Annotated in this window: 26 protein-coding genes; 14 read left to right on the top strand and 12 right to left on the bottom strand. The window is 71.5% G+C overall.

The annotated features are described in order from the left end of the window. Position 1: 1 nt before the first annotated feature. Positions 2–1,363, bottom strand: a complete 1,362-nt coding sequence (locus tag AB0G28_RS44565; protein ID WP_361104039.1) for an NAD-dependent succinate-semialdehyde dehydrogenase — start codon at positions 1,361–1,363, stop codon at positions 2–4. A gap of 112 nt (positions 1,364–1,475) precedes the next feature. Between AB0G28_RS44565 and AB0G28_RS44560 the strand changes: the two genes are divergently transcribed. Both AB0G28_RS44560 and AB0G28_RS44555 read left to right on the top strand, forming a co-directional pair. After that, complete coding sequence (locus tag AB0G28_RS44560) at positions 1,476–1,913, top strand: hypothetical protein (protein WP_361104037.1); 438 nt, start codon at positions 1,476–1,478, stop codon at positions 1,911–1,913. Further along, entirely contained in the window at positions 1,910–2,353 is a 444-nt protein-coding gene (locus AB0G28_RS44555) for a hypothetical protein (protein WP_361104035.1), read from the top strand. Before AB0G28_RS44560 ends, AB0G28_RS44555 begins: the two co-directional genes overlap by 4 nt. Here the strand turns inward: AB0G28_RS44555 and AB0G28_RS44550 are convergent. Then, positions 2,308–2,745, bottom strand: coding sequence for a L,D-transpeptidase (locus tag AB0G28_RS44550; protein WP_361104033.1), 438 nt, complete (start codon positions 2,743–2,745; stop codon positions 2,308–2,310). The two genes, AB0G28_RS44555 and AB0G28_RS44550, sit on opposite strands and share 46 nt — an antisense overlap. Positions 2,746–2,814: 69 nt before the next feature. Continuing rightward, positions 2,815–3,732 carry a hypothetical protein gene (locus tag AB0G28_RS44545; RefSeq protein WP_361104031.1) on the bottom strand — a complete coding sequence of 306 codons (918 nt, stop codon included), beginning with the start codon at positions 3,730–3,732 and terminating at the stop codon, positions 2,815–2,817. Between the two features lie 122 nt (positions 3,733–3,854). On the opposite strand from AB0G28_RS44545, the gene AB0G28_RS44540 reads away from it, so the two are divergent. Further along, a complete protein-coding gene (locus AB0G28_RS44540; protein WP_361104029.1) occupies positions 3,855–4,163 on the top strand; it encodes a hypothetical protein in 309 nt (102 codons plus the stop codon). Between the two features lie 13 nt (positions 4,164–4,176). Here the strand turns inward: AB0G28_RS44540 and AB0G28_RS44535 are convergent, their stop codons facing one another. Further along, positions 4,177–4,596, bottom strand: coding sequence for a hypothetical protein (locus AB0G28_RS44535; RefSeq protein WP_361104027.1), 420 nt, complete (start codon positions 4,594–4,596; stop codon positions 4,177–4,179). Positions 4,597–4,875: 279 nt separating this feature from the next. Here AB0G28_RS44535 and AB0G28_RS44530 point away from each other — a divergent pair, with 279 nt between their 5' ends. Both AB0G28_RS44530 and AB0G28_RS44525 read left to right on the top strand, forming a co-directional pair. Further along, on the top strand, positions 4,876–5,751 hold the full coding sequence (locus tag AB0G28_RS44530) for a helix-turn-helix transcriptional regulator (RefSeq protein WP_361104025.1): 876 nt from the start codon (positions 4,876–4,878) through the stop codon (positions 5,749–5,751). Between the two features lie 45 nt (positions 5,752–5,796). After that, a complete protein-coding gene (locus AB0G28_RS44525; RefSeq protein WP_361104023.1) occupies positions 5,797–6,507 on the top strand; it encodes a 2OG-Fe dioxygenase family protein in 711 nt (236 codons plus the stop codon). A 6-nt stretch (positions 6,508–6,513) separates the two neighbouring features. Here AB0G28_RS44525 and AB0G28_RS44520 read toward each other — a convergent pair whose 3' ends face one another. Beyond that, a complete protein-coding gene (locus AB0G28_RS44520; RefSeq protein ID WP_361104021.1) occupies positions 6,514–6,891 on the bottom strand; it encodes an STAS domain-containing protein in 378 nt (125 codons plus the stop codon). A gap of 174 nt (positions 6,892–7,065) precedes the next feature. On the opposite strand from AB0G28_RS44520, the gene msrA reads away from it, so the two are divergent. The 5 genes from msrA (at position 7,066) to AB0G28_RS44495 (ending at position 12,675) form a co-directional block, all read left to right on the top strand. Continuing rightward, entirely contained in the window at positions 7,066–7,581 is a 516-nt protein-coding gene (gene msrA / locus AB0G28_RS44515) for a peptide-methionine (S)-S-oxide reductase MsrA (protein ID WP_361104019.1), read from the top strand. Between the two features lie 383 nt (positions 7,582–7,964). Further along, positions 7,965–10,241 carry a M4 family metallopeptidase gene (locus tag AB0G28_RS44510; RefSeq protein WP_361104017.1) on the top strand — a complete coding sequence of 759 codons (2,277 nt, stop codon included), beginning with the start codon at positions 7,965–7,967 and terminating at the stop codon, positions 10,239–10,241. 73 nt (positions 10,242–10,314) lie between these two features. After that, entirely contained in the window at positions 10,315–10,824 is a 510-nt protein-coding gene (locus AB0G28_RS44505) for an OsmC family protein (RefSeq protein ID WP_361104015.1), read from the top strand. A 79-nt stretch (positions 10,825–10,903) separates the two neighbouring features. Beyond that, positions 10,904–11,875 carry an ATP-binding cassette domain-containing protein gene (locus tag AB0G28_RS44500; RefSeq protein ID WP_361104013.1) on the top strand — a complete coding sequence of 324 codons (972 nt, stop codon included), beginning with the start codon at positions 10,904–10,906 and terminating at the stop codon, positions 11,873–11,875. Beyond that, entirely contained in the window at positions 11,872–12,675 is an 804-nt protein-coding gene (locus tag AB0G28_RS44495; protein WP_361104011.1) for an ABC transporter permease, read from the top strand. The genes AB0G28_RS44500 and AB0G28_RS44495 overlap by 4 nt, the downstream gene beginning before the upstream one ends. Before the next feature lie 72 nt (positions 12,676–12,747). Here AB0G28_RS44495 and AB0G28_RS44490 read toward each other — a convergent pair whose 3' ends face one another. Next, on the bottom strand, positions 12,748–13,164 hold the full coding sequence (locus AB0G28_RS44490) for a nitroreductase/quinone reductase family protein (RefSeq protein ID WP_361104057.1): 417 nt from the start codon (positions 13,162–13,164) through the stop codon (positions 12,748–12,750). 2 nt (positions 13,165–13,166) lie between these two features. Continuing rightward, on the bottom strand, positions 13,167–13,709 hold the full coding sequence (locus AB0G28_RS44485; RefSeq protein ID WP_361104009.1) for a DUF6069 family protein: 543 nt from the start codon (positions 13,707–13,709) through the stop codon (positions 13,167–13,169). A gap of 104 nt (positions 13,710–13,813) precedes the next feature. Between AB0G28_RS44485 and AB0G28_RS44480 the strand changes: the two genes are divergently transcribed. The 4 genes from AB0G28_RS44480 to AB0G28_RS44465 all read left to right on the top strand — a co-directional run bounded on the left by AB0G28_RS44480 (position 13,814) and on the right by AB0G28_RS44465 (position 18,436). After that, positions 13,814–14,779 (top strand): SDR family NAD(P)-dependent oxidoreductase, encoded by a 966-nt coding sequence (locus tag AB0G28_RS44480; RefSeq protein ID WP_361104007.1) that lies wholly within the window; start codon positions 13,814–13,816, stop codon positions 14,777–14,779. A gap of 48 nt (positions 14,780–14,827) precedes the next feature. Continuing rightward, entirely contained in the window at positions 14,828–16,549 is a 1,722-nt protein-coding gene (locus AB0G28_RS44475; protein ID WP_361104005.1) for a protein kinase, read from the top strand. Between the two features lie 247 nt (positions 16,550–16,796). Continuing rightward, entirely contained in the window at positions 16,797–17,105 is a 309-nt protein-coding gene (locus tag AB0G28_RS44470; protein ID WP_361104003.1) for a hypothetical protein, read from the top strand. Positions 17,106–17,239: 134 nt separating this feature from the next. After that, on the top strand, positions 17,240–18,436 hold the full coding sequence (locus AB0G28_RS44465) for a glycosyltransferase (protein ID WP_361104001.1): 1,197 nt from the start codon (positions 17,240–17,242) through the stop codon (positions 18,434–18,436). A gap of 19 nt (positions 18,437–18,455) precedes the next feature. Here the strand turns inward: AB0G28_RS44465 and AB0G28_RS44460 are convergent, their stop codons facing one another. Genes AB0G28_RS44460 through AB0G28_RS44440 form a run of 5 tightly spaced genes read right to left on the bottom strand, consistent with a single transcriptional unit; the run spans position 18,456 to position 21,703 of the window. Beyond that, on the bottom strand, positions 18,456–18,965 hold the full coding sequence (locus AB0G28_RS44460; protein WP_361103999.1) for a GNAT family N-acetyltransferase: 510 nt from the start codon (positions 18,963–18,965) through the stop codon (positions 18,456–18,458). Then, a complete protein-coding gene (locus AB0G28_RS44455) occupies positions 18,962–19,714 on the bottom strand; it encodes a Sir2 family NAD-dependent protein deacetylase (RefSeq protein ID WP_361103997.1) in 753 nt (250 codons plus the stop codon). Before AB0G28_RS44455 ends, AB0G28_RS44460 begins: the two co-directional genes overlap by 4 nt. 42 nt (positions 19,715–19,756) lie before the next feature. After that, positions 19,757–20,341 (bottom strand): suppressor of fused domain protein, encoded by a 585-nt coding sequence (locus AB0G28_RS44450; RefSeq protein ID WP_361103995.1) that lies wholly within the window; start codon positions 20,339–20,341, stop codon positions 19,757–19,759. Positions 20,342–20,363: 22 nt separating this feature from the next. Beyond that, on the bottom strand, positions 20,364–20,558 hold the full coding sequence (locus tag AB0G28_RS44445) for a ferredoxin (RefSeq protein WP_361103993.1): 195 nt from the start codon (positions 20,556–20,558) through the stop codon (positions 20,364–20,366). Further along, the gene (locus tag AB0G28_RS44440; protein ID WP_361103991.1) at positions 20,555–21,703 is read right to left on the bottom strand and encodes an NADH-ubiquinone oxidoreductase-F iron-sulfur binding region domain-containing protein; all 1,149 of its coding nucleotides are present in this window, start codon (positions 21,701–21,703) and stop codon (positions 20,555–20,557) included. Before AB0G28_RS44440 ends, AB0G28_RS44445 begins: the two co-directional genes overlap by 4 nt. Between the last annotated feature and the right edge of the window lie 70 nt (positions 21,704–21,773).

Below are 21,773 nucleotides of genomic sequence, written 5' to 3'. Positions count from 1 at the left end.
GTCAGAGGCGGATCGGTTTCTTGTTCATGAACTCCTCGATCCCCAGCGGCCCGAGCTCCCGCCCGATGCCCGACCGCTTGATGCCGCCGAACGGCAGATCCGCCTCCGACCCACCCGACTTGTTCAAATACACCATCCCCGCATCGAGGCGGCGCGCCACCCGTACCATCCGCTCGCGGTCCGTCCCGAACACGCTCGCCCCCAGGCCGAACGGGGTGTCGTTGGCCAGGGCGATCGCCTGTTCCTCCGTCTCCGCGCGGAACACCAGCGCCACCGGGCCGAAGATCTCCTCGTGGTACGCCGCCGTCTCGGGCGTCACGTCCGTCAGTACCGTTGCCTCCAGGTACGCTCCCGGGCCCGGGATGCGGTGGCCGCCCGCCCGTAGGGTTGCTCCTTCGCTGATCGCCTTCCGGACCTGGGCCGCCACCTCGTCCGCCGCCGCGGTCGAGGCCAGTGGCGGCAACGTCGTCGCCGGGTCGGCCGGGTCTCCCGGGACGTAGTACTCCGTGACTCGCTTGGCGAACCGGTCGACGAACTCGTCGTACAGCCCGGCCGGCACGATGATCCGCTTCGGCGCGTTGCACGACTGGCCGCAGTTGCGCATCCGGGCCGTCGCCGTGATCTTGACCGTCTCGTCCAGGTCGTCGGTGTCCAGCACGATCAGCGGGTCGGATCCGCCGAGCTCCAGCACGCACTTCTTGAGGTTCCGGCCGGCGTCGGCCGCCACCGAGATGCCCGCCTGCTCGCTGCCCGTGAGCGACACACCCTGGATGCGCGGGTCGGCCAGGATTCCGGGGACCTGACGGCTCGAGGCGAACACGTTGACGTACGCGTCCGGCGGCACCCCGGCGTCCCGCAGGACGCGCTCGATCGCCAGCGCCGAACGCGGGCAGATCGACGCGTGCTTCAGCAGGATCGTGTTGCCCAGCACCAGGTTCGGCGCGACGAACCGGGCCACCTGGTAACACGGGAAGTTCCACGGCATCACCCCGAGCAGCGGCCCGATCGGCTCCTTCGTCAGCACCGCTTCCCCGGCGCGGATCGACAGGGGCTCGTCCGCCAGCAGCTCCGGGCCACGCTCGCCGTAGTAGCGGAAAATATCCACGACGACGCCCACTTCGCCGCGGCCTTCGTTGATCCGCTTCCCCATCTCCAGCGTCATGATCGCGGCCAGCTCGTCGGCACGCTCGGCGAACAGCTCCGCCGCCCGCAGCACGATCGCGGCGCGCTCGGCGACCGGCCGGGCCCGCCACGCCGCGTACCCGCGGTGCACCCGGGCGATCGCGGCCCCGACCTCCTCGTCGGTCGCGTTCGGGACCTTCTCCACCAGCTCACCCGTCGCAGGGTCGGTGACTGAATACATGGCGGCCTCCTCTGCCGACGGCGTGCCTACTGGATACTGTATACACTATGTGAGCAGTGATCGACACCCGCGCGGCGGTACCCGTGCCCCCTTGATCGACTATCGTTTCCCCATGACGCTGGACCTCACCGGCGGACCCCATTTCGCCGCGCTCGCACCGGAAAAAGCCCGCTGGACCCGGCAATACGCCGACGACGCGGTCACCTTCGGCTGCCCCGCCCGCCCGTCGGAACGCACGCCGCGGGTCTGGAGCGGACGCGGTCTCGGCCTGCCGGAAGCGGAACTGGCGGGGTTCGCCGCGCAGCTGCGTCGCGTCATGAAGGACGATGCCTACTGGATCGCTCGAGCCGCCTGCGGGGATCGTCACGCGGGCGACGCAGCGGTCTGGTCGCCAGGCCGCTACGACGACGAAGACGGCTTCGTGTACTTCGCCGGCCCGTGCACCCACGGTCACCCATGGCCCGGCTACCGTCCGGCCGAGGCGTTCACCATCGCGCTCCCCCACGTCCGTGGCCTGCGGATCCGGATCGCGGCGTACCTGGCCGCATGAAAGCCGTCTGCGCCGGAGTCGTCGCGGCAACGGTCAGCGGCATACCGTCGACCGTCTACGCCCTGCTCACCGGCGACGACGTCCTGGCCGCGACGCGCGCGGCGGGCACGCTGCTGCCGGGCCGGCGCGACCGGCCCGGCATCGCCGCCGGGCTGGTCGCGCACGTCGCCGTCTCCGCGTTCTGGACGTGCGTGCTCGCGGCGGCCGCGCGCCGTCACCGGCTCGGCGCCGGCGGCGGCGCGGCGGCCGGGCTGGCGATCGCGGCGCTGGACCTCGGGATCGCGGCCCGCGCGTACCCCGCCGTGCGGGCGTTGCCGCGCGGGCCGCAGATCCTGGACCACCTGGTGTTCGGCGCCGTCGCCGGCGCGCTCCTCGACCGTCCACAAGGGACGGATCAGGGCACGACCTCGACGACGTCACCAGGGTGCAGCGAGTTGTAGAACGTCACCGCGGCACCGTGCGAAAGGTGCACGCACCCGTGGGACTTGACCTTCAGGCTCCCCTGGTGGAACGCGACCCCGGTGGTGGTGAAGAACACCGAGTACGGCATCGGCCCGTTGTACTGCTTGCTGTAGTGGTCGATGTCCTTGTACTGCACGTGGAACTTCCCGAGCGGGGTCGGGTACTTCGGCAGCCCGACGGTGATCGGGACGCCGCCGTAGGTGACGTTCCCGGCGCCGTCCGTCAGCCACGCGGTATTCGAACTGCGCTGGACGCAGGCCTTCGCTTCGGCGCTGCACGGCGTCGACGCCGCTTCGGCCGTTCCCGCGAACGCCACGGTCCCCGCCATCGCGGCGACCCCGCCCAGTAGTGCGATCATCCTCCGGTTCATCGTGTGCCTCCCGTTGTCGTTCGGCTACCCAACGAGAGTGCCCAGCCGGGGGATCTTCGAACCGGGAGATCAGTCCTGGGGCCGGGAAAGCCCGAGGAACTCGGCCTGTTCGCGGTCGTAACGCCGGGTCAGGCCGGTGCCGTACCGGTCCCACCAGTTCTGCGTGTGGCCGCCCTGGGTGGTGTTCGTCCCGCCGTAGATCTGCCGGTCGTATTCGATGCGGGCGTCGCGGAACTCCTGCTGGAACTGCTCGGGCGTCAGCCCCTGGATGTGCTGGATCGTCGCGTCGCCGAGGGTGCGCGAGCTGCGCATGATGTCCTCGCCCGCCATGTGGTTCAGGATCGCGCGGACGCCGCCGGCGCCGCGCATGTGCGCCCCGGACATGATCGCGGCCTGGGTGCCGGGGTCGGTGAAGTTGAGCGCGCCGGCCCGGCGGGCGTTGGCGGTCATGAGGTCGGCGACGACCGCGCGTTCCTCGGGACTGCCCTGGCCGTACAGCTCGCGCGCGGCGATGATCCGGTCGTAGCCGTTGTGCATGTTCTGCCGGAAGCCGTACGCCTCGGGCACGCCGCCCTGCTCCCCCGTCGCGCCCTCCGACCGCATGATCGAGTCGACGACGCGCGGGTCGAGCTGCTGCGGCGGAGCCGCCGCGGCCGCGGCGCCCCCGCCGTGGGTGCCGTCCTGGCCGCCGCCGTAGGCGCGGGCGACGTCGGAGTCGGCCGCGCGGTAGGCGTCCGCGGCCGCCTGGACGTTCTGGTTGACGTTCGTGATCAGGCCGAGGAACTTCTGGAGCGCGTGACCCAGCGTCGAGTGCAGAGCCGCGTTCGCCGCGGCGACCCCGCTGCCGATCCCGGCGAACGACATCGCGTCCAGCACCAGGCCTTCCAGGTCGCGCGTCACCGACAGGAAGGCCGATCCGACGTCTTCGACCGCCCTGGCGACCGTCCCCATCTCCGCCGTTTCGGCGTGGTAGGCCCCGGCACTCATGGTCTGCTCCCTCCGGACACCGGCTGTGCGCCTCGAGAATTCCGGACCGCACCGCGCCGCTCCACGGCCGAATTACCCACTGGTCCCGGCAGGACTGCCCACACCGGCGCTAAAGTCGGCAGATGAGCGAAGACCCGAACGCGGTCGACGGCGAGATCGTCGACGAGACCCCGACCGCCGCGCTGGCGATCCCGTCGCCGCCGGTGCCGCAATCACTGCCGGACCCGGACTACAGCGAGGGCGGCGTGCCGAGCTTCGACTTCGTCCGCGACAAGATCGAGAACCGCTACACGACGTCGCTCGGCTCGGTCGACGTCGCCGGCCTCGGCACCGAGAACACGGCCGAGGCCCTCGACAAGAAGATCGCCGACCGCGACCAGGCGGCCAAGGACCGGCTGGCCGAGATCCGCCGCTCGATGCGCGGCGAGTGACCCCGGGTCACCTTCACGTCTGCCGCGCGGGGCTCGTCCCGCACTCCGGCGCCCCGCTGCCCCGGAGGAAGTGCGCGGCCGCGTAACCGGTCTGCCCGCCTCCCGTGCCACGCAGCCACCGGTCGTCACCGGACGCGGGTGTCCCCCGCGTCCAGCACTCGGCCAGGAACGTGCCGCCGTCGCCGATCCAGCCGACCCGCCGGCACGTCGATGCCGCGCACGACCGGACGTTCAGGCCGTGGCCACCCGTCCCCGTCACGACGTACGGCATGGGTGCGGTGCGCGTGAGCAGATCGCTGCCGCCGGAACGCGGCGGGCCGGGCGCCCCGGCCGCGCCCGAGGTGAGCCCCAGCAGCACGACAACCAAGCCGGCCACGAGCGCGGTGGCGGCCAGCACCCGGAGGAGCACCCCGGGTCTCAGAACGATGAGCATGGTGGGTCCCTTCCGCTCGGTGCCGTCCGCCGGACCTGGGCGGCCTTGTCTTGCAAGTGTCACGCTGACGCGCCCACGGTGCAATTCCCACAGCGGAATCCCATCGAGCCGTACCTGTTCGGCCTAGCACGGGTCGCCGACCCGCCGTCCAGCAGCGGAAACAGGCCTTCAGGGGCGTGGCGCAGGCTCCTGGACGCCGAAGGGAGTATCGTCGCGGCCGCGATGGGAAACCCATGACGAGTTCCCATCGCCAACCGCCCACCGCCAGAACGAGGTCCCATGGCCCCCACGCAAGGTCCGATCGTGCCGCGCCGCCGGATCGCGGACACGCTCAAGCGCCTGCGTGACGAGTCCGGCCGCACCCTCGAGGAAGTGGCCGCCGCCCTGCTGATCTCGACGTCGAAGCTCTCGCGGCTCGAGAACGCGCAGGGCAGCCCGCAGGCCAGGGACGTCCGCGACCTGATCCGCTTCTACGGCATCGAGGACACGCAGCTGGCCGAGCGGCTGACGCGGTGGGTGCGGGCGTCCGGGCGGAAGGCCTGGTGGACCGACTTCTCGCAGACCACGGCGACGCCCGGGCTCGACGCCCACCTCGCGTACGAGTCCGAAGCGACCGTGGCGCGGATCTACACGATCCCGCTGCTCCCCGCGCTGCTGCAGACGCCGGACTACGCCCGCGCCCAGTATTCGTCGCACGAGCCGTGGTGGTCGGCCGCGGAGGTGGACCAGCTCGTGGACCTGCGGGAACGCCGCAAGCACGCCCTCGCCGAACGCGACGGCCTGGAGCCCCTGAAGCTGGTCGCGGTGACCCACGAGTGCGCCGTCCGGCAGTTCGTCGGGTCCCGCGAGATCATGCGCGCCCAGCTGGACCACCTCGTCGAGCGGTCGACCGCGCCGAACATCGAGCTGCGCGTCTTCCCGCTCGCCCATCCCCCGCTGTTCTCGATGAGCTGCATGTACGCCTACTTCGAGTTCGAGGACGAGCTGGACCGCGACATCGTCCACATCGAGACCCACGCGGGCTTCCGGCACATCGAAACCGCCGAGACCGTCGGGTACTACCGTGGCTACCACGACGACCTGGTGGCCGCCTCCCTCGAGCCCGACGAGAGCCGCGCCCTGATTCGCCGGATCCAGGCCGAGCAGTTCGCCTGAACCGCCGCCGCACGCCCCTTTTCCCTTTCACGTTGGGACGAACGCATGGCTCTCGACCTTTCCGGTTCCGCCGGTGAAGACCTCTGGCTGGCTCGCAAGCAGCTCGGCACCGACGGCTACCTGGTCGCTTCCGACGACGAACTGGGCCTGCCGGGCGCACGCCTGCGCGCGCACCTCCTGCGCACGTACTTCACGCCCGACGTCCTGCGCCGCTACCCCGGCGACATCCCCGACGACCGCGAGCGAGCCCGGGACGTCGTCGAATACGCGTGGGAGGACGGCGTCCCGGCCCTGACCGAGCACCCCGAGATCGCCATCGAGGACCGCGGCGGCCGCCCCGAACGCCGCGAATACGCGCGCACCCCGGTGGCGCACGACCCGCTGTTCGCGTCGTGGATCCGCGCCGCGCTGAGCCTGATCCCGGAAGACCGCCGCCGGCGGCGGGGGACGTTCGGGGTCAACATCTTCCGGACCTTCACCAACGTCGTGACCCGGCCGCACGCCGACGGCGAGGAGTTCGTCTTCGTCTACGTCGTGGCCCGCGAGGGCAGCGGCGCGGAGACGACGTTGTTCCAGCCCGGCGACCCGGCCACCCCGGTCCACTCCCAGCGGCTGGAACCCGGCCAGCTCATCGTGTTCGAGGACGCCCGGTTCCTGCACACCGCCAGCCCGCTGATCGCGCCGGCCGGCGGCCGCGCCCGCCGCGACGCGCTGGTGTGCACAGTGGACTACCCGCAGACCTACGGGCTCGGCTGACCCCCGTCAGCTCGGCAGCCACCGCACCTCGACCGGCTGGTAGGCGGCGATGGCGAGCAGCCGGTGCGCGAACACCGGCACCCGGTCGCCCAGCCCGGTGAGCTCGATCACCCGCTCGGCATCGCTGCCGGGTGGCGCGATCAGGCAGGCCGAGATCCCGCGTTGCCGGCACAGGGCGAACACCTTCAGCATGCCGTGGACGCCGCGGGCCGAAAGGAACTCCAGCATGCTGAGATCGAGCACCAGCAGGTGCGGTCCCGGCAGCTCGCAGATGGCGGCTTCGAGCACCGTCGTCCACCGCAGCACCGTGTCGATGTCGAGCTCGCCTCGCACTTCGACGACCAGCACGCCGCCGAGCCGTTTCGAGACGATGTCGTCGCGCATTGCGCCTCCTGGGAACGGGCCCCGTCCCGGCACCATCCTCCCACGCCGCGCCGCGCGAAGCGACGGCGAAACCGGGACGGGACGTCAGGCTTCCGTAATACTCGCGTGGAATCATCGGAGGTCCGGCACGGTTGTACCAGGCGGTAGCACCGCACGAGGAGAAGGAGTGACGCCGTGACCACGTCAACCGAAAGGGCCGTCCTGGCCGGCGGCTGCTTCTGGGGCATGCAGGAGCTGTTCCGCCGTCAGCCCGGGGTGATCTCGACCCGGGTCGGTTACAGCGGTGGCGACGTCCCGAACGCCACCTACCGCAACCACGGCACGCACGCCGAGGCCATCGAGGTGATCTACGACCCGGCGCGGACCACGTTCCGCGACCTGCTCGAGTTCTTCTTCCAGGTGCACGACCCGACGACGAAGAACCGCCAAGGCAACGACATCGGCCTGAGCTACCGCTCGGCGATCTTCTTCACCAGCGACGAGCAGAAGCGAGTCGCCGAAGACACGATCGCCGACGTCGACGCGTCGGGGCTGTGGCCGGGCAAGGTCGTCACCGAGGTCGCCCCCGTGGGTGACTTCTGGGAGGCCGAGCCGGAGCACCAGGACTACCTGCAGCGCATCCCGAACGGGTACACGTGCCACTTCGTGCGCCCGGGCTGGAAGCTCCCGAAGCGTGAGAAGACCGCCTGACCCTCAGCACCACCGAAGGCCCCTTCGCCGATTCCCCGGCGAAGGGGCCTTCGTCGTTTCGGACGCAGTGACATCCGGGGCTTCGCCCCGAGCCGGGGGCTCCGCCACCCGGACCCCCGAAAAGACGCAGTGAAGATCGACCAAACGGCGGTGAACCGTCCTCTGTCCTGAGTGGACGGTCAGCAGCCGGATCCCAATAGGCGTGAATGTCCTTTTTGGGAACTATTGCGAGTTCCCCATAAGTCCGTACGTTCGTCGCTTGTTCACGAGCCTTCCGCACCGGATCCTGATTTCCGCTAAGCCGCACCATTTTTCCCCGTCGTCCCCGTTCTCGGCCCGGCCTGTCACCGGGCCGGTTCGCCCTGCCCGGAGGAGATCCTTCGATGCACCTGAGACGTCCACTCGTGCTGGCCGCGAGCGGCGCGCTGATCGCCGCGATGTGCACGACCACCACCGCCCAGGCCCAGCCCGCGACCCCGAACGCCGTCCCCGACGCCCAGACCCTGGCCGCCACCGCGGCGGCCGGTCTCGTGGCGAGCAGGCCGGCCGCGCTGCACGCCAGCACGGACGACGTTTTCGTGGCCCAGAAAGCGATTTCCGCGAGCAACGGGCTGAAGTACATCCCCTACGAGCGCACCTACAAGGGCCTGTCCGTGGTGGGCGGCGACTTCGTGGTGGCGACCAACTCGACGGGCCAGGTGCTCGGCACCTCCGTCGCACAGGACCAGACCATCGACCTCGCCTCGACCACGCCGACCGTGTCGAAGGCCGCGGCCGAGGCGACCGCGCGGAAGCAGCTGTCCGCCGTGGACAGCGTGAGCCCCGCCCAGCAGGTCGTCTTCGCGCTCGGCAAGCCGACGCTGGCCTGGAAGAGCACCGTCGTCGGCCGCGACGCCGAAGGGCCGAGCAAGCTCGACGTCGTCGTCGACGCGGCCACCGGAAAGGTGCTGCACACCCAGGAACACGTCCTGCACGGCGACGGCACCAGCGCGTGGAACGGGCCGAACCCGGTCCACCTCGACACCACGCACTCGGGCAGCACGTACTCCTTGAAGGACCCGAGCATCACCAACACGTCCTGCCAGGACGCGGCCAACAACACCACGTTCAGCGGGCCGGACGACCTGTGGGGCAACGGCACCGCGTCGAACAAGGAGACCGGCTGCGTCGACGCCCTGTTCGCCGCGCAGACCGAGAACAAGATGCTCTCGCAGTGGCTCGGCCGCAACGGCTTCGACGGCAACGGCGGCGGCTGGCCGATCCGCGTCGGCCTGAACGACCAGAACGCCTACTACGACGGCAGCCAGGTCCAGATCGGCAAGAACACCGCCGGCGGCTGGATCGGCTCGATCGACGTCGTCGCCCACGAGCACGGGCACGGCATCGACGACCACACCCCGGGCGGCATCTCGGGCAACGGCACGCAGGAGTTCGTCGCGGACGTCTTCGGTGCCTCGACCGAGTGGTTCGCCAACGAGCCGTCGCCGTACGACGTGCCGGACTTCCTGGTCGGCGAGCAGGTCAACCTCGTCGGCTCCGGCCCGATCCGCAACATGTACAACCCGTCGGCGCTGGGTGACAAGAACTGCTACGACAGCTCGATCCCGAGCACCGAGGTGCACGCCGCGGCCGGGCCGGGCAACCACTGGTTCTACCTGCTGGCCGAAGGCACCAACCCGACCAACGGGCAGCCGACCAGCACCACGTGCAACAACTCCACGGTCACCGGCCTCGGTGTCCAGAACGCGGTGAAGATCTTCTACAACGCGATGCTGCTCAAGACCTCCGGCAGCTCGTACCTGAAGTACCGCACCTGGACGCTGACCGCGGCGAAGAACCTGTTCCCGGGCAGCTGCACCGAGTTCAACACCGTCAAGGCGGCGTGGGACGCGATCAGCGTGCCGGCGCAGTCGGCCGACCCGACGTGCTCGGCGACCGGCACGGTCACCGTGTCCAACCCGGGCAACCAGTCGACCGTGACCGGCGCTTCGGTCAACCTCCCGCTCTCGGCGAGCGGCGGCACCGCGCCGTACACCTGGTCCGCCACCGGCCTGCCGGCCGGCCTGTCGATCAACGCCTCCACCGGCGTCATCTCGGGCACCGCGACCACCGCGGGCACGTCGAACGTCACGGTGACGGCGACCGACAGCGCCAGCCACTCCGGCACGGCGTCGTTCAGCTGGACCGTCGGCACCACCGGCGGCTGCTCCGGCCAGAAGATCGCCAACGGCGGCTTCGAGTCCGGTGCGACCAGCTGGACCGGCACCACCGGCTCCATCGGCCAGTGGGCTTCGGACGGCCAGGCCGCGCACGGCGGCACCTACTCGTCCTGGCTGGACGGCTACGGCTCGACGCACACCGAGTCGATCGCGCAGTCGGTGAGCATCCCGGCGGGCTGCCACGCCAGCCTGACGTTCTACCTGCACATCGACACGGCGGAAACGACCACCACGACCGCCTACGACAAGCTGACCGTGACCAACGGCAGCACGACGCTGGGCAGCTACTCCAACCTGAACAAGGCGTCCGGGTACGTGCTCAAGACGATCGACGTCTCGTCGGCCGCCGGCGGCACCCTCGCGCTGAAGTTCACCGGCACCGAAGACAGCTCGCTGCAGACCTCGTTCGTCATCGACGACGTGGCCGTCACCCTGAGCTGAAGCTGAACCACTGAGACGGGGAGACCGGGCGACCGGTCTCCCCGTCTCCGCGTTTCCGGAGCAGAATCGGCGCATGGATGCCGAAGAGCTGCGCGCGGTCCAGACGCCGTTGAAGGAGCAGTACCGGGAACGGCCGGAAAGCGCGCTCGTCACGTTGCACGCCGACGCCACGCTGGACGGCCTCGGCATCTCCTGCAAGGTCGAGACCGGGCGCGCCGTCGTCGAGGCGGGACTGCACCCTGCCACCGGCGGTGACGACACTCTCGCCTGTTCGGGCGACATGCTGCTCGAAGCCCTCGTCGCGTGCGCCGGAGTGACGCTGCGGGCCGTCGCGACGTCACTGGGTCTCGAAGTCCGCGGCGGACGCGTGCGCGCCGAGGGCGACCTCGACTTCCGCGGCACCCTCGCCGTGGCGAAGGACGCGCCGGTGGGCTTCCGCGCCATCCGGCTGGCGTTCGATCTGGACACCGACGCGTCCGAAGACCAGCTCGCCACGCTCAAGAAGCTGACCGAGCGCTACTGCGTCGTGTTCCAGACGCTGCGGACGCCTCCGGAGTTCGACGTCACGCTTTCGGCGAACTGACCCACCTCAGGGAGAAACCCGGAGGACAAAGCGGACAGTGTGGCCTAGCTTGGCGGGGTCACCGAGAGGGGAAACCGCCATGCCTGAACCGGACAGCGCCGTCCACGTACGCGGGCTCGTGAAGACCTACGGCTCGACCCGCGCGCTCGACGGCGTCGACCTCGACATCCCCGCCGGGCGGGTGCTGGGCCTGCTGGGCCCGAACGGCGCCGGGAAGACCACCACCGTCCGCATCCTGACGACGTTGCTGCGGCCGGACTCGGGCGAGGCGCGCGTCGCCGGCTACGACGTGCTGGCCGAGCCCGACCAGGTGCGGCGGCGGATCGGGCTGTCCGGGCAGTACGCCGCCGTCGACGAGAACCTGACCGGGTTCGAGAACCTCTACATGGTCGGGCGGCTCTACGGCAGGCGGAAGGCCGCGGCCCGGTCGCGCGCCCGGGAGCTGCTCGCGCGGTTCCAGCTCGAAGAGGCCGCCGACCGGCCGGCCAAGGGCTACTCCGGCGGCATGCGACGGCGTCTCGACCTCGCCGGCGCGCTGGTCGCCGAGCCGGCCGTCGTCGTGCTCGACGAGCCCACCACCGGCCTCGACCCGGGCGGGCGGCTCGACACCTGGGCGGTCATCAAGGAGCTCGTCGCCGACGGCACGACCGTGCTGCTGACCACCCAGTACCTCGAAGAGGCCGACCAGCTCGCCGACTCGATCGTGGTGATCGACCACGGCCGGGTGATCGCCCGCGGCACCGCCGACGAGCTCAAGGCCCAGACCGGCGGCGAGCGCCTGGAGCTGGTCGTCGCCTCGGCCGCCGACCTGCCGGCCACCCTGGACGTGCTGCGCGAGGTCGGCACCGGCGAGCCGTCCGGCGACGACCACACGCGCCGCGCCGAGATCCTCGTGGACACCGGCCCGAAGGCGCTCATCGAGGCACTGCGCCGGCTCGACGGCCAGGGCATCACCGTGCAGGACGTCGGGCTGCACCGGCCCACGCTCGACGACGTCTTCCTGTCCCTGACCGGCCACGGCGCCGTCTCCACCGAGGAGGAGACCAAGTGAACGCGTTCGCGAAGGGCATCTCGGACGGCGGCGTCGTCACGTGGCGCAACCTGGTGAACGTCCGCCGCAACCCGGACTGGCTGATGGCGGCGACCCTGCAGCCGATCATGTTCGTGCTGCTGTTCGCCTACGTCTTCGGCAACGCGATCGGCGGCGAGGCGGGCGGCGCGGCCTACCGCGAGTTCCTCATCGCCGGGATCTTCGCCCAGACGGTGGCGTTCAACTCGGCGTTCACCGTCATCGGCTTCGCCAACGACCTGCAGAAGGGCATCATCGACCGGTTCCGCTCGCTGCCGATGTCCCGGATCGCGGTGGTCCTCGGCCGGACGACGTCGGACCTCGTCGTCAGCGTCGTGGCGCTGGTCGTGATGTCGCTGTGCGGGCTGCTCGTCGGCTGGCGGATCCGCGGCAGCTTCGCGGACGCGGTGCTCGGCTACCTGGTGATGCTGATGTTCGCCTGGGCGCTGTCGTGGGTCGGCGCGCTGATCGGCCTCGCGGCGCGCAGCGTCGAGGTCGCCCAGAGCGCCGGCCTGATCTGGATGTTCCCGCTGAGCTTCATCTCCTCGGCGTTCGTCCCGACCCAGACGCTGCCGGCGTTCCTCAAGGCGATCGCGGACTGGAACCCGTTCACCGCGGTGATCAACGCGACGCGCGACCTGTTCGGCAACCGGTTCGGCGCGCCGCCGACGGGCTGGCCGGCGGAGAACGCGGCGCTGTACGCGATCCTGTGCTGCCTGGCGATCATCGCGATCTTCGCCCCGCTCGCCACGATGCGCTACCGCCGGGTGGCGAGCAAGTAACGAAAGTCCGTGAAGGCCTCCTTCCCGGCTTTTATGGCCGGTATGGAGGCCTTCACGGACTTCGGGAGCGCGTCAGTCCTCTTCGGACAGTTCCACGATCGGGATCACGCGTTTGGCCTGGCGGGCCTTGGCCGCGTGGTCGGCGAGGAAAGGGTAGTGCTTCTCCAGCTCCGTCCACGTCCGCACGTAGTCCGCGCCCAGCAGCGGCAAGGCCTCCGCCTCGAACTCCCGGCCGTCCACCTCGACGGTGACCCGCGGGTCGTCCACGAGGTTCAGGTACCAGTCCGGGTGCTTCGGCGCGCCGATGTTCGAGGCGACCACCAGCATCCGGTCGCCGTCGCGGTGGTACATCATCGGGACCGTGCGCGGCTCGCCCGTGTGCCGGCCGGTCGTGGTGAGCAGCACCAGCCGCTCCCGGTGCATGCCGTCCACCTCGCCGCCCGCGCGGAACTGCTCGATCACGCGGCGGTTGGTCTCCCGGACGTCCATGGTCACCGGTCGTAGTACCGCGTCGGCGGGTCCTGCTGGGTCCACTGCTGCCGGGTCGGCGGCGGGGCCGCGTTCTGCTGGGTGCGGCGGCGGTGCAGCGTCCGGGCGCTGGCCGCCATGCTGTTCACGACCGCGGCGATGACCAGGCCGATCACCAGGTTGATCGCGGCCGTCGCGATCTTCGCGCTCGGCGCGACTGTGAGCGTCAGCGGCAGCACCACGGCGATGAGCGTGACGAGCACCATGATCCAGCCGAAGAACTGGGACGGCGCCGGCGTGGCGACGCTGAGCAGGTGCATCAGCCCGGTGGCGAGCAGGGCCACCGCGGCGGCGACCAGCGCGTACGTCGTGGTGCTCGCGTTGCCCCAGACGCCTTCGCCTTTTGGGGCGAGCACTTCGACCTCGAAGATCCCCCGCGCGATCAGCAGCCCGACCACCGCGAGCAGGGCCGCGACCACCGCCGTCGCCACGCCGCCCGCCCACAGCCGGCGCGCGTCGATCCCCGGGCGGACGTCCGGGGGCTGGTTCCCGTAATAGTCGGCCATCAGAGCCTTCCTAGGTCGGCTGCGCCTCTCCCCCCGATTGTCCCCCGTTTCGGCGCCGAACGCGATTTGCGCTGGAGTGCACTCCAGCTCGTAGCGTCGGGGACATGACTTCCGCACAGCACAAGATCGGTTCGGGTTTCGGCGCCGGCACCACGGCGGCCGAGGCCGTCGCGGGCATCGACCTCACCGGGAAGCTCGCCCTCGTCACCGGCGGGTACTCCGGGATCGGCCTCGAAACGACCCGCGCGCTCGCCGGCGCCGGCGCGCACGTCGTCGTCCCGGCCCGCCGCCGCGCGACCGCCGAGGAAGCGCTGGCCGGCTTCGAGAACGTCGAGGTCGACGAGCTGGACCTCGGTGACCTCGAAAGCGTCCGCGGCTTCTCGGAGCGCTTCCTGGCGACCGGACGGCGGATCGACCTCCTGATCGCGAACGCGGGTATCATGGCCTGTCCCGAGACCCGGGTCGGCCCGGGCTGGGAGGCCCAGTTCGCCACCAACCACCTCGGCCACTTCGCGCTGGTGAACCGGCTGTGGCCGGCGGTCGCGGAGAACGCCCGCGTGATTTCGCTGTCCTCGCGCGGCCACCACTACTCGCCCATCCGCTGGGACGACGTCCAGTTCGCGAACGGCTACGAAAAGTGGCAGGCCTACGGCCAGGCCAAGACCGCTAACGTGCTTTTCGCCGTCCGGCTCGACGAACTCGGCGCCGAAAAAGGCGTCCACGCGTTCGCGCTGCACCCCGGCGGCATCATGACGCCGCTGCAGCGGCACCTGCCGCGGGAGGAGATGATCGAACGCGGCTGGATCGACGAGGCCGGCAACTACCTGATGGAGTTCAAGACCCCGGAGCAGGGCGCGGCGACCACGGTCTGGGCGGCGACGTCACCGCAGCTGACCGGGCTCGGCGGGCTGTACCTCGAGGACTGCGACGTCGCCGAGCTCGCGCCCGCGGACGCCGAGGGCCTCGCCGAGTCCGGTGTCCGCCGGTACGCCGTCGACCGGGAGCAGGCCGCGCGCCTGTGGACGCTGTCGGCGCAGCTCACCGGCGTGGACGCGTTCGCGGGGCGGTGATCGCGCCCTGGATGTCACGTCGGCGGGTGTTCGGACGATACTCTTTTCGTGATCTTCCGACGTTTGCCGTTCACGGGGCCGGGGTACTTGGCGCCCGTGGCCGACGAAGCCGGTAGAACGGGGCGCCCGCCGACGGACGACGCGGACGTCACGTGCGGGCGCTACGCCCTCGGCGAGTTCACGATCACCCCCCGCCGGGCCCTCGACGACGAACGGCCGCCCGGCTTGCTGGCCGGGCGGTACGAGGTCGGGAGGCTGATCGGCAGCGGCGCCACGGCCCGCGTCTACCGGGCCTACGACACGCGGCTCGCCCGCGAGGTCGCCGTCAAGCTCTACGACCGGGACGCGGTGGCCCTCGACCAGCGCCGCCGGCTGCGCGAGATGACCATCCAGGGCAGCATCAGCCACCCGGGCGTGGTGGCGCTGCTCGACAGCGGCACCGAGAGCGGCCGGACCTACCTGGTCATGCAGCTCGTCGAGGGCGAGAACATGGCGGAGCGGCTGCTCGGCGGCCCGATGCCGGCGGCGGAGGTGACAGCGCTGGCCGAAGGGCTCGCCGAGGCGCTGGCCCACGTGCACGCGCGGCGGATCGTTCACCGGGATCTGAAGCCCGCCAACGTGTTCCTGTCCGCGGACGGTCCCCTGATCGGCGACTTCGGCATCGCCCACGCCCTCGACGCCACCCACATCACCGGCACGGGCCTGATCCCGGGCACGGCGGCTTATCTGGCGCCGGAGCAGGTTTCCGGCGAGCCGGCGGGTCCGCCTGCGGACGTGTACGCGCTCGGCCTGATCCTGCTGGAGTGCCTGACGGGCGAGCGCGAGTACCCGGGCACGATGGTCGAGGCGGCGATGGCCCGGCTGACCCGGCCGCCCCGGATCCCGGGGGACTTGCCCGCGTCGCTGGCGCACGCGCTCCGCCGGATGACGCAACGGGATCCCGCCGAGCGGCCTACCGCGGCGGAGCTGGTGGGGCTGCTCCAGGCACCGCCGGATGCGGCCGAGTGGCACCCGGTGTGGCGCCGGTATCCGGAGGCAGCCACCGACATCGCCGGCCCCCGCGACCCGGGAACCGGCGCCGTGCTTTCCGGTGACCTGGGGATCGGCCCCGGGCCCGGCCGGGATCCGGAGGCCGGCTCGAGCGCCGACCTTCCCCGCAACCCGGCAGCCCGTGCCACGCCTCCCCGCGGCCTGGCGATCGGCCCCGGGCCCGCCCGGGACCCTGAGGCCGGCACGAGCGCCGACCTTCCCCGCAATCCGGCAGCCGGCGCCCCTTCGCGCCCCATGCCCCGCGGCGAGCCGGCCGCGGACCAGGCGCATGATCACGATCCCACGAAAACCTTCGCGGTGTCCGACCTCAAGGCCGGTACCGTTCCGACCGGCAACCGGGAACGCCGTCGGCTCGCCGCCGCGGCCGGGCTGACCGCCGCCGCGGTGGCCGTCGTTTCCGCGGTGCTGCTCGTCGAACGGGAAACCGGGACCGGCTCCCCGGCCCAGCCTCCGGCGGCGAACTCCCCAGCGGCCACCTTCACGCCTTCGTCGTCCACGCCTCCTGCCGGATCCGTGAGAACCGGAACCGCGGCGCCCCGGACCACGACCGGAAACGGGAACGTCGTGCCGCCGCCCGCGAGCACGTCGGCTTCGCCGGAGCCCGCCGCGGTGACCCACGAAACCCCGACTTCACCCGAACAGACCTCGAAGACCGGCAAACCCGAGAAGACCGAGCCCCCCGGCAAGACCAAGGGCAAGGGCCCCGGCCACGACTCCTGAACCGGCGGGAAAGGACCTCCGGCAGACGGATCCGGGTCCAACGGCCCTGGTGCGGGAAAACCCTCCGAAATAGGCGCGAGATCATATTCATTCGATTTCGTGAATTCGGACTCGAAGCAATAACGAGAAGTAACCGGAGCCCCGTCCGGCCCGACACACTCCACGTGCCGTCCGCGCCTCTTCCGCTCCGGCACCGCCGCCGGGAACTCCCGTCCCGGGCGGTCCGACGACGTTTCCGGAGGTCTGGATGAGTGTCCACGCTGCCCTCGCGCGGCCGGCCGGCACATCGCGTGGCAGGCACGCCAAGCCCCGTCCCGCGTGGCCGCGGGTCGCCGGCCGGGCAGTCTTCCTGCTTTCCGCACTGGCCGCGGCCGTGGTGGTCGTCGCCGCCGGGTGGCCGCTCCTGGTGCTCGCGGTGCCCACCGGCGCGCTCCTGCTGGTCGCCGCGAGCGTAGCGAAACTGCGGACCGCGGCCGGGAAGATCGACACCATCTTCGCCGAAGAACTGACCGGGCGGGACGCGCTTCCCGAACCCGCCGAGCGCCTCGCGAGCTGAGCAGCGGACGTCGTCCACCGCCTGAGGTTTCCCTCTCCCCACTTGAACATATAGCCGACCCCGGGACTTGTGGCAAGACCCCGGTGCGGGTCCACAATGCGGGCTCACCATTTTCCGGGCGAGGGGATTCCTTGATGCGTGTGCTGCTGTCCACGATCGGCTCGCGGGGCGAGGTGCAGCCGGTGGTGGCGCTGGCGTCGGAACTGCGGGCGCTGGGCCAGGACGTCCGCCTGTGCGTGCCGCCGGACTTCCGCGAATGGCTCGAAGAGCTCGGGTTCGACGTCGCGCCCATCGGTCCCGCACTGCGCCGGACCGGCTCGGGCCGTCTCACCCCCGAAGAACTGCGCAAGAGCGCCGAAGACACCGTCTCGACCCAGTTCGAGACGGTCACCGCCGCGGCCGAGGGCTGTGACGTCGTGGTGGCGGCCGGGGCGCTGCAGTTCGCGGCCCGTTCGGTCGCCGAGCGGGCGGGTGCCGGTTACGTCTACGCGGGCTTCTGTCCCATCACGCTCCCGTCGGACCGCCACGCGCCGCCGCCGATGCCGTGGCGATCGCCCGGTCCGAAGGACAACCGGGCCCAGTGGGAGGAGGACGCGCAGCGCTGGAACCTGCTGTTCGGCGGCCGCGTCAACGCGTGCCGAGCGGCGACCGGGCTGCCGCCGGTGGACGATCTCCAGAGCCACGTCTTCACCGGCCGGCCGTTGCTCGCCGCGGACGCGGCGCTGGCGCCGTGGCCCGACCAGAATGACCCGGACGTGATCCGGACGGGCGCCTGGATCTGGCCGGACGAGCGGCCGCTGCCACCCGATCTGGTGGAGTTCCTCGACGCGGGCGAGCCGCCGCTGTACTTCGGGTTCGGCAGCATGCACACCCCGGCGGAGGTCGCCGAAGTGATGCTCGCGTCGGCGCGGGCACACGGGCGGCGGGCGATCATCGCGCGCGGCTGGGCGGACCTCGCGGCGGACGGGCACCCGGACTGCTTCGGCATCGGCGAAATCAACCAGCAGAAGCTGTTCAAGCACGTCGCGGCGGTCGTCCACCACGGCGGCGCGGGCACGACGACAACGGCGGCCGGCGCCGGCGCGCCCCAGGTGGTGGTCCCGCAGATGTACGACCAGCACTACTTCGCGAGCCGGGTCCGCGAGCTGGGCCTCGGCGCGGCGACCGAGCCGGGCGTGCCGACGGCCGAGGCGTTGACGGCGGCGCTGGAAGTCGCGCTGCGGCCGAAGGCGGCTGCCCGGGCGCGACGGTTCGCGGCCGAGGTCCGGCCGGACGGGGCGAGCGTCGCCGCGCGCCACCTGCTGGCCACGGCCCCTTTGACGTCCGCCTGAGTGTCGGTGGGCCTGCGGGTCAGCCTGCCGGGTTCGGTGGGCTGACTCGCAGGTCCAGCCACATGATGCGGAGCCCGACGTCTCCCGCGGTCGGATGGCGGAAGGCGCCGGGAGCCGTTCCGAGCGTGACGAACCCGAGGCTCTCGTACAGCCGGATCGCGGGCTCGTTCACCTCGACGACGGCGTTGAACTGGATCGCCGCGAACCCGCTCCGGTGGGCCCAGCCGATCAGGTCCGTGGTGAGGGCCCGGCCCACGCCCTTGCCGCGCGCCTCCTTCGCGACCATCAAGCTGCCGGAGGCGATGTGGCTGCCGGGGCCGGGCCGGTTGGCGTACATGTTCGCGGTGCCCGTCACCCGGTCGCCGTCGACGGCGACGACGACCCGGGCGGGCGGGGCCAGCAGCCAGCTGCGGCGGGCGTCCCGCTCGGTCATCTCGGGGTCATAGGCGAACGTCCGCTGCTCGGTGACGACGTCGTGGACGATCGGCCAGATCCGGGGCCAGTCGTCGTCGCGGGCTTCGCGGATCACGACGTCACGGCCGCGCAGAGTTCCGGGACGACGGCCTCGATGTCGTCCCGCAGCACGAAAGTGGCGTCCTCGTCGTACGGCGTCGGGTCGCGGTTGACGATCACCAGCGTCGCTCCGGCCTGGGCGGCCATCGTGCACAGCGACGCCGCCGGCTCCACCTGCAGCGAACTGCCGATGGCCAGGAACAGCCCGCTCGCCGCCGCGATGTTCCGTGCGTGCCCGAGGACCTCGCCGTCCAGCATCTGTCCGAAAAGGACGACGTCGAGCTTCAGGATCCCGCCGCAGCGCGGGCACGCCGGGTCGTCGTCGCCGGCTTCGACGCGCGCGAGCACTTCGGGGGTCGGGAACCGGGCCGGGCACCGGGTGCACCGCGTGGTGTGCATGGTGCCGTGCAGTTCGAGGACCTTGCGCGCGGCGAGGCCGGCCCGCTGGTGCAGGCCGTCGACGTTCTGGGTGAGCACGCGGACGGCGACGCCGGCGCCGTCCAGCTCGGCGAGCGCGCGGTGGGCCGCGTTCGGCTCGGCACGCCAGGCGCTGTGCCCCGCGTAGGTACGCCAGAACTCCCGGCGCACCGCGGCATCGGCCATGAAGTTCTCGAGCGTGAAGGCGTTCACGGCGCTGGGCGTGCGCGTCCAGACGCCTTCGGGGCCGCGGTAGTCGGGAATCCCGGAAGCGGTGGAGATGCCCGCGCCGGTCAGCGCGGCGATCCGCCCCGCGCTGCGGATCCGGTCGATGAGCTTGCCGTCCATGGTGGCGGAGGTTAACGGCTCGTCCTCCGCCGCACCACGGGATTACCGGGCCGGATCGGTGACCAGCAACGGATTGTCCCGCCGGATCCCCGAAAGCAGTTCGGCGGTGCTCGATTCCTGGGCGACGCGCAGTTCTTCGCCGGTGATGCCGAAAACGGTCAGGAACCGGGCTGCTCCGTGCGGGGTCCCGATCACCCCGAGCACCGGGTCGTCGGCGAGCGCGATCGCGGTGAGCCGCGTGTCCGCCGAGCCGGTGATCGGCCCGCCGGGGCTCATGCGGTGGCCGGCCGCGAACGCCCGGCCGGTGGAAAACACGTACTGGCCCAGCCGTTGGAGCAGGTTCAGCGACCACTGCGGGGGCGGCTCTTCGGCGGCGGGGACGCGCATGGTGAGTTCGAACCCCCAGCCGCTGGTGCCGGGGTCGTCGCTCTCCTTGGCGAACAGCTCAGTCAGGCCGAAGGTGACCAGCAGCCAGTGCCCGTCGCCGCGATAGGCGCTGAGCCCGTAGATGCCGTCCTGGCCGGGGAGCGTGTCCGTCCCCCAATGCAGGGGCCGCTGCGCCGGGAGGTGCGCCGCCACCGCGGCTTCGATCGCGTCCCAGCCCGGTGCGCTCTCATCTTGTTCCACCGCCGGATGATAGTCGGCGCGCTCACTCCTTCCGCAGCCGCAACGCCAGCGCCGGGCACGCCGCGGCGGCGCGGCGGGCCTCCGCCGCCAGTTCCGGTGGTACTGAACCGGTTGCCACCACCGGATAACCCCATTCGTCGAGCCTCACCAGCTCCGGCAGCAGGTCCGCGCACAACCCGTGCGCGCGGCAGCCGATCGGGTCCACCGTGACCTTCATGCCACACCCGCCGGGACCCGGCACCGGCCGCCCGCCTGGTGGGTCCGGACGTCGGCGTCGAACACCCGCAGCGCGCTCTCCGCGAGGCGGGCCGCGCCGTCCGGGTGGGCGCACGCGCCGCGGCCGGTGAGCAGCGGGAGGCGGCGGGCCAGCCGGGCCGACGACGGGCCGCCGCGGACCAGTTCGGCGAAGTCCGCCGCGATCGACGGCAGGCCGAACGTGCACGGCCCGCACTGCCGGGCCGACTCCGCCGCCAGGAAGGCCAGCACTTTCGCGGTGTACTCCAGCCCGCACGCACGCGCCGGAAGCGCGTGGACCGCCGGGATTCCCGACAGGCCGCCGTCGAGATCCGACGTCCAGGTCCCGCCGGAACCGCCCGCGAGCACCACCTGCACCGGTTCGGCTTCCCCGCCGGCCGCGGCCAGCACCGCCGCCAGTGACGATCCCGCGGGCAGCTCGACGACGCCGGGCCGCCGGACCGCGCCGGTGACCGTGACCAGTTCGGTCCGCGCCGCGCGGTAGTGGTGCGGGCCGAGGAGGATCGCCGACGCGAGCTGCGCCAGCGTCTCGACGTTCGAGACCAGCGTCGGCCGTCCGCGCACCCCGCGTTCGGCCGGCCGCGGCACCTTGCCGAGCGGCCGCGCGTCCCCCGACGTCAGGTACCGGACGAGCGCGGTCTCTTCGCTGGCGACGTACCGGCGCGGGATCTCCGCGACGCGCACCGGGACGCGGTCGTCGCGCTCGGCGAGCGCCGCGTGGACGCTCGGCAGCACCGGGCTTGCGGCGTGCACGCACAGCACCGTCTCGACGGCGCCGATGGCGTGCGCGGCGAGCTGCAGGCCGTCGAGCACGAGATGCGGCGACAGCGTGAGCAGCACCGCGTCCTTCCGGCTCAGCGGATCGCCTTCGCACCCGTTCGCGACGACGATCGAGCGTTTCGCCCGGGCCGCGCGCAGCTTGACGGCGGTCGGGAAGCCCGCGCCGCCGCGGCCGCGCAGACCGGCCGAGCCGACGGCTTCGATCAGCCGGTCGCGGCCGTCGTCGCCGTGGTAACCGACCCACGGCACGACGCCGTTGTGACGCCGGTGCCCGGCCAGGTCGAGCCGGTGCGGGGGCAGGATGCTGATAGGACTACCTTCCTTCATGGCTGGGACCTCCGAGGAACGCTTCGGGCGCTTGTCCTGCGAGGACTAAAATGAGACGGCGTCCTCGAAG

The sequence above is a fragment of the Amycolatopsis sp. NPDC021455 genome (genome assembly GCF_040640995.1).
Classification (GTDB): Bacteria; Actinomycetota; Actinomycetes; order Mycobacteriales; family Pseudonocardiaceae; genus Amycolatopsis.
This window is presented reverse-complemented; position numbering and strand designations above follow the sequence as displayed.

Excerpts from the sequence above, each read along its gene's own strand:
- AB0G28_RS44550 (WP_361104033.1), bottom strand. The coding sequence starts at position 2,745 with ATGAACCGGAGGATGATCGCACTACTGGGCGGGGTCGCCGCGATGGCG.
- AB0G28_RS44455 (WP_361103997.1), bottom strand. The coding sequence starts at position 19,714 with ATGGACGGCAAGCTCATCGACCGGATCCGCAGCGCGGGGCGGATCGCC.
- AB0G28_RS44545 (WP_361104031.1), bottom strand. The coding sequence starts at position 3,732 with ATGAGTGCCGGGGCCTACCACGCCGAAACGGCGGAGATGGGGACGGTC.
- AB0G28_RS44535 (WP_361104027.1), bottom strand. The coding sequence starts at position 4,596 with ATGCTCATCGTTCTGAGACCCGGGGTGCTCCTCCGGGTGCTGGCCGCC.
- AB0G28_RS44445 (WP_361103993.1), bottom strand. The coding sequence starts at position 20,558 with ATGAAGGTCACGGTGGACCCGATCGGCTGCCGCGCGCACGGGTTGTGC.
- AB0G28_RS44465 (WP_361104001.1), top strand. The coding sequence starts at position 17,240 with ATGCGTGTGCTGCTGTCCACGATCGGCTCGCGGGGCGAGGTGCAGCCG.
- AB0G28_RS44480 (WP_361104007.1), top strand. The coding sequence starts at position 13,814 with ATGACTTCCGCACAGCACAAGATCGGTTCGGGTTTCGGCGCCGGCACC.
- AB0G28_RS44520 (WP_361104021.1), bottom strand. The coding sequence starts at position 6,891 with ATGCGCGACGACATCGTCTCGAAACGGCTCGGCGGCGTGCTGGTCGTC.
- AB0G28_RS44540 (WP_361104029.1), top strand. The coding sequence starts at position 3,855 with ATGAGCGAAGACCCGAACGCGGTCGACGGCGAGATCGTCGACGAGACC.
- AB0G28_RS44490 (WP_361104057.1), bottom strand. The coding sequence starts at position 13,164 with ATGGACGTCCGGGAGACCAACCGCCGCGTGATCGAGCAGTTCCGCGCG.
- AB0G28_RS44560 (WP_361104037.1), top strand. The coding sequence starts at position 1,476 with ATGACGCTGGACCTCACCGGCGGACCCCATTTCGCCGCGCTCGCACCG.
- AB0G28_RS44440 (WP_361103991.1), bottom strand. The coding sequence starts at position 21,703 with ATGAAGGAAGGTAGTCCTATCAGCATCCTGCCCCCGCACCGGCTCGAC.
- AB0G28_RS44485 (WP_361104009.1), bottom strand. The coding sequence starts at position 13,709 with ATGGCCGACTATTACGGGAACCAGCCCCCGGACGTCCGCCCGGGGATC.
- AB0G28_RS44555 (WP_361104035.1), top strand. The coding sequence starts at position 1,910 with ATGAAAGCCGTCTGCGCCGGAGTCGTCGCGGCAACGGTCAGCGGCATA.
- AB0G28_RS44470 (WP_361104003.1), top strand. The coding sequence starts at position 16,797 with ATGAGTGTCCACGCTGCCCTCGCGCGGCCGGCCGGCACATCGCGTGGC.
- AB0G28_RS44525 (WP_361104023.1), top strand. The coding sequence starts at position 5,797 with ATGGCTCTCGACCTTTCCGGTTCCGCCGGTGAAGACCTCTGGCTGGCT.
- AB0G28_RS44505 (WP_361104015.1), top strand. The coding sequence starts at position 10,315 with ATGGATGCCGAAGAGCTGCGCGCGGTCCAGACGCCGTTGAAGGAGCAG.
- AB0G28_RS44500 (WP_361104013.1), top strand. The coding sequence starts at position 10,904 with ATGCCTGAACCGGACAGCGCCGTCCACGTACGCGGGCTCGTGAAGACC.
- AB0G28_RS44565 (WP_361104039.1), bottom strand. The coding sequence starts at position 1,363 with ATGTATTCAGTCACCGACCCTGCGACGGGTGAGCTGGTGGAGAAGGTC.
- AB0G28_RS44510 (WP_361104017.1), top strand. The coding sequence starts at position 7,965 with ATGCACCTGAGACGTCCACTCGTGCTGGCCGCGAGCGGCGCGCTGATC.
- AB0G28_RS44530 (WP_361104025.1), top strand. The coding sequence starts at position 4,876 with ATGGCCCCCACGCAAGGTCCGATCGTGCCGCGCCGCCGGATCGCGGAC.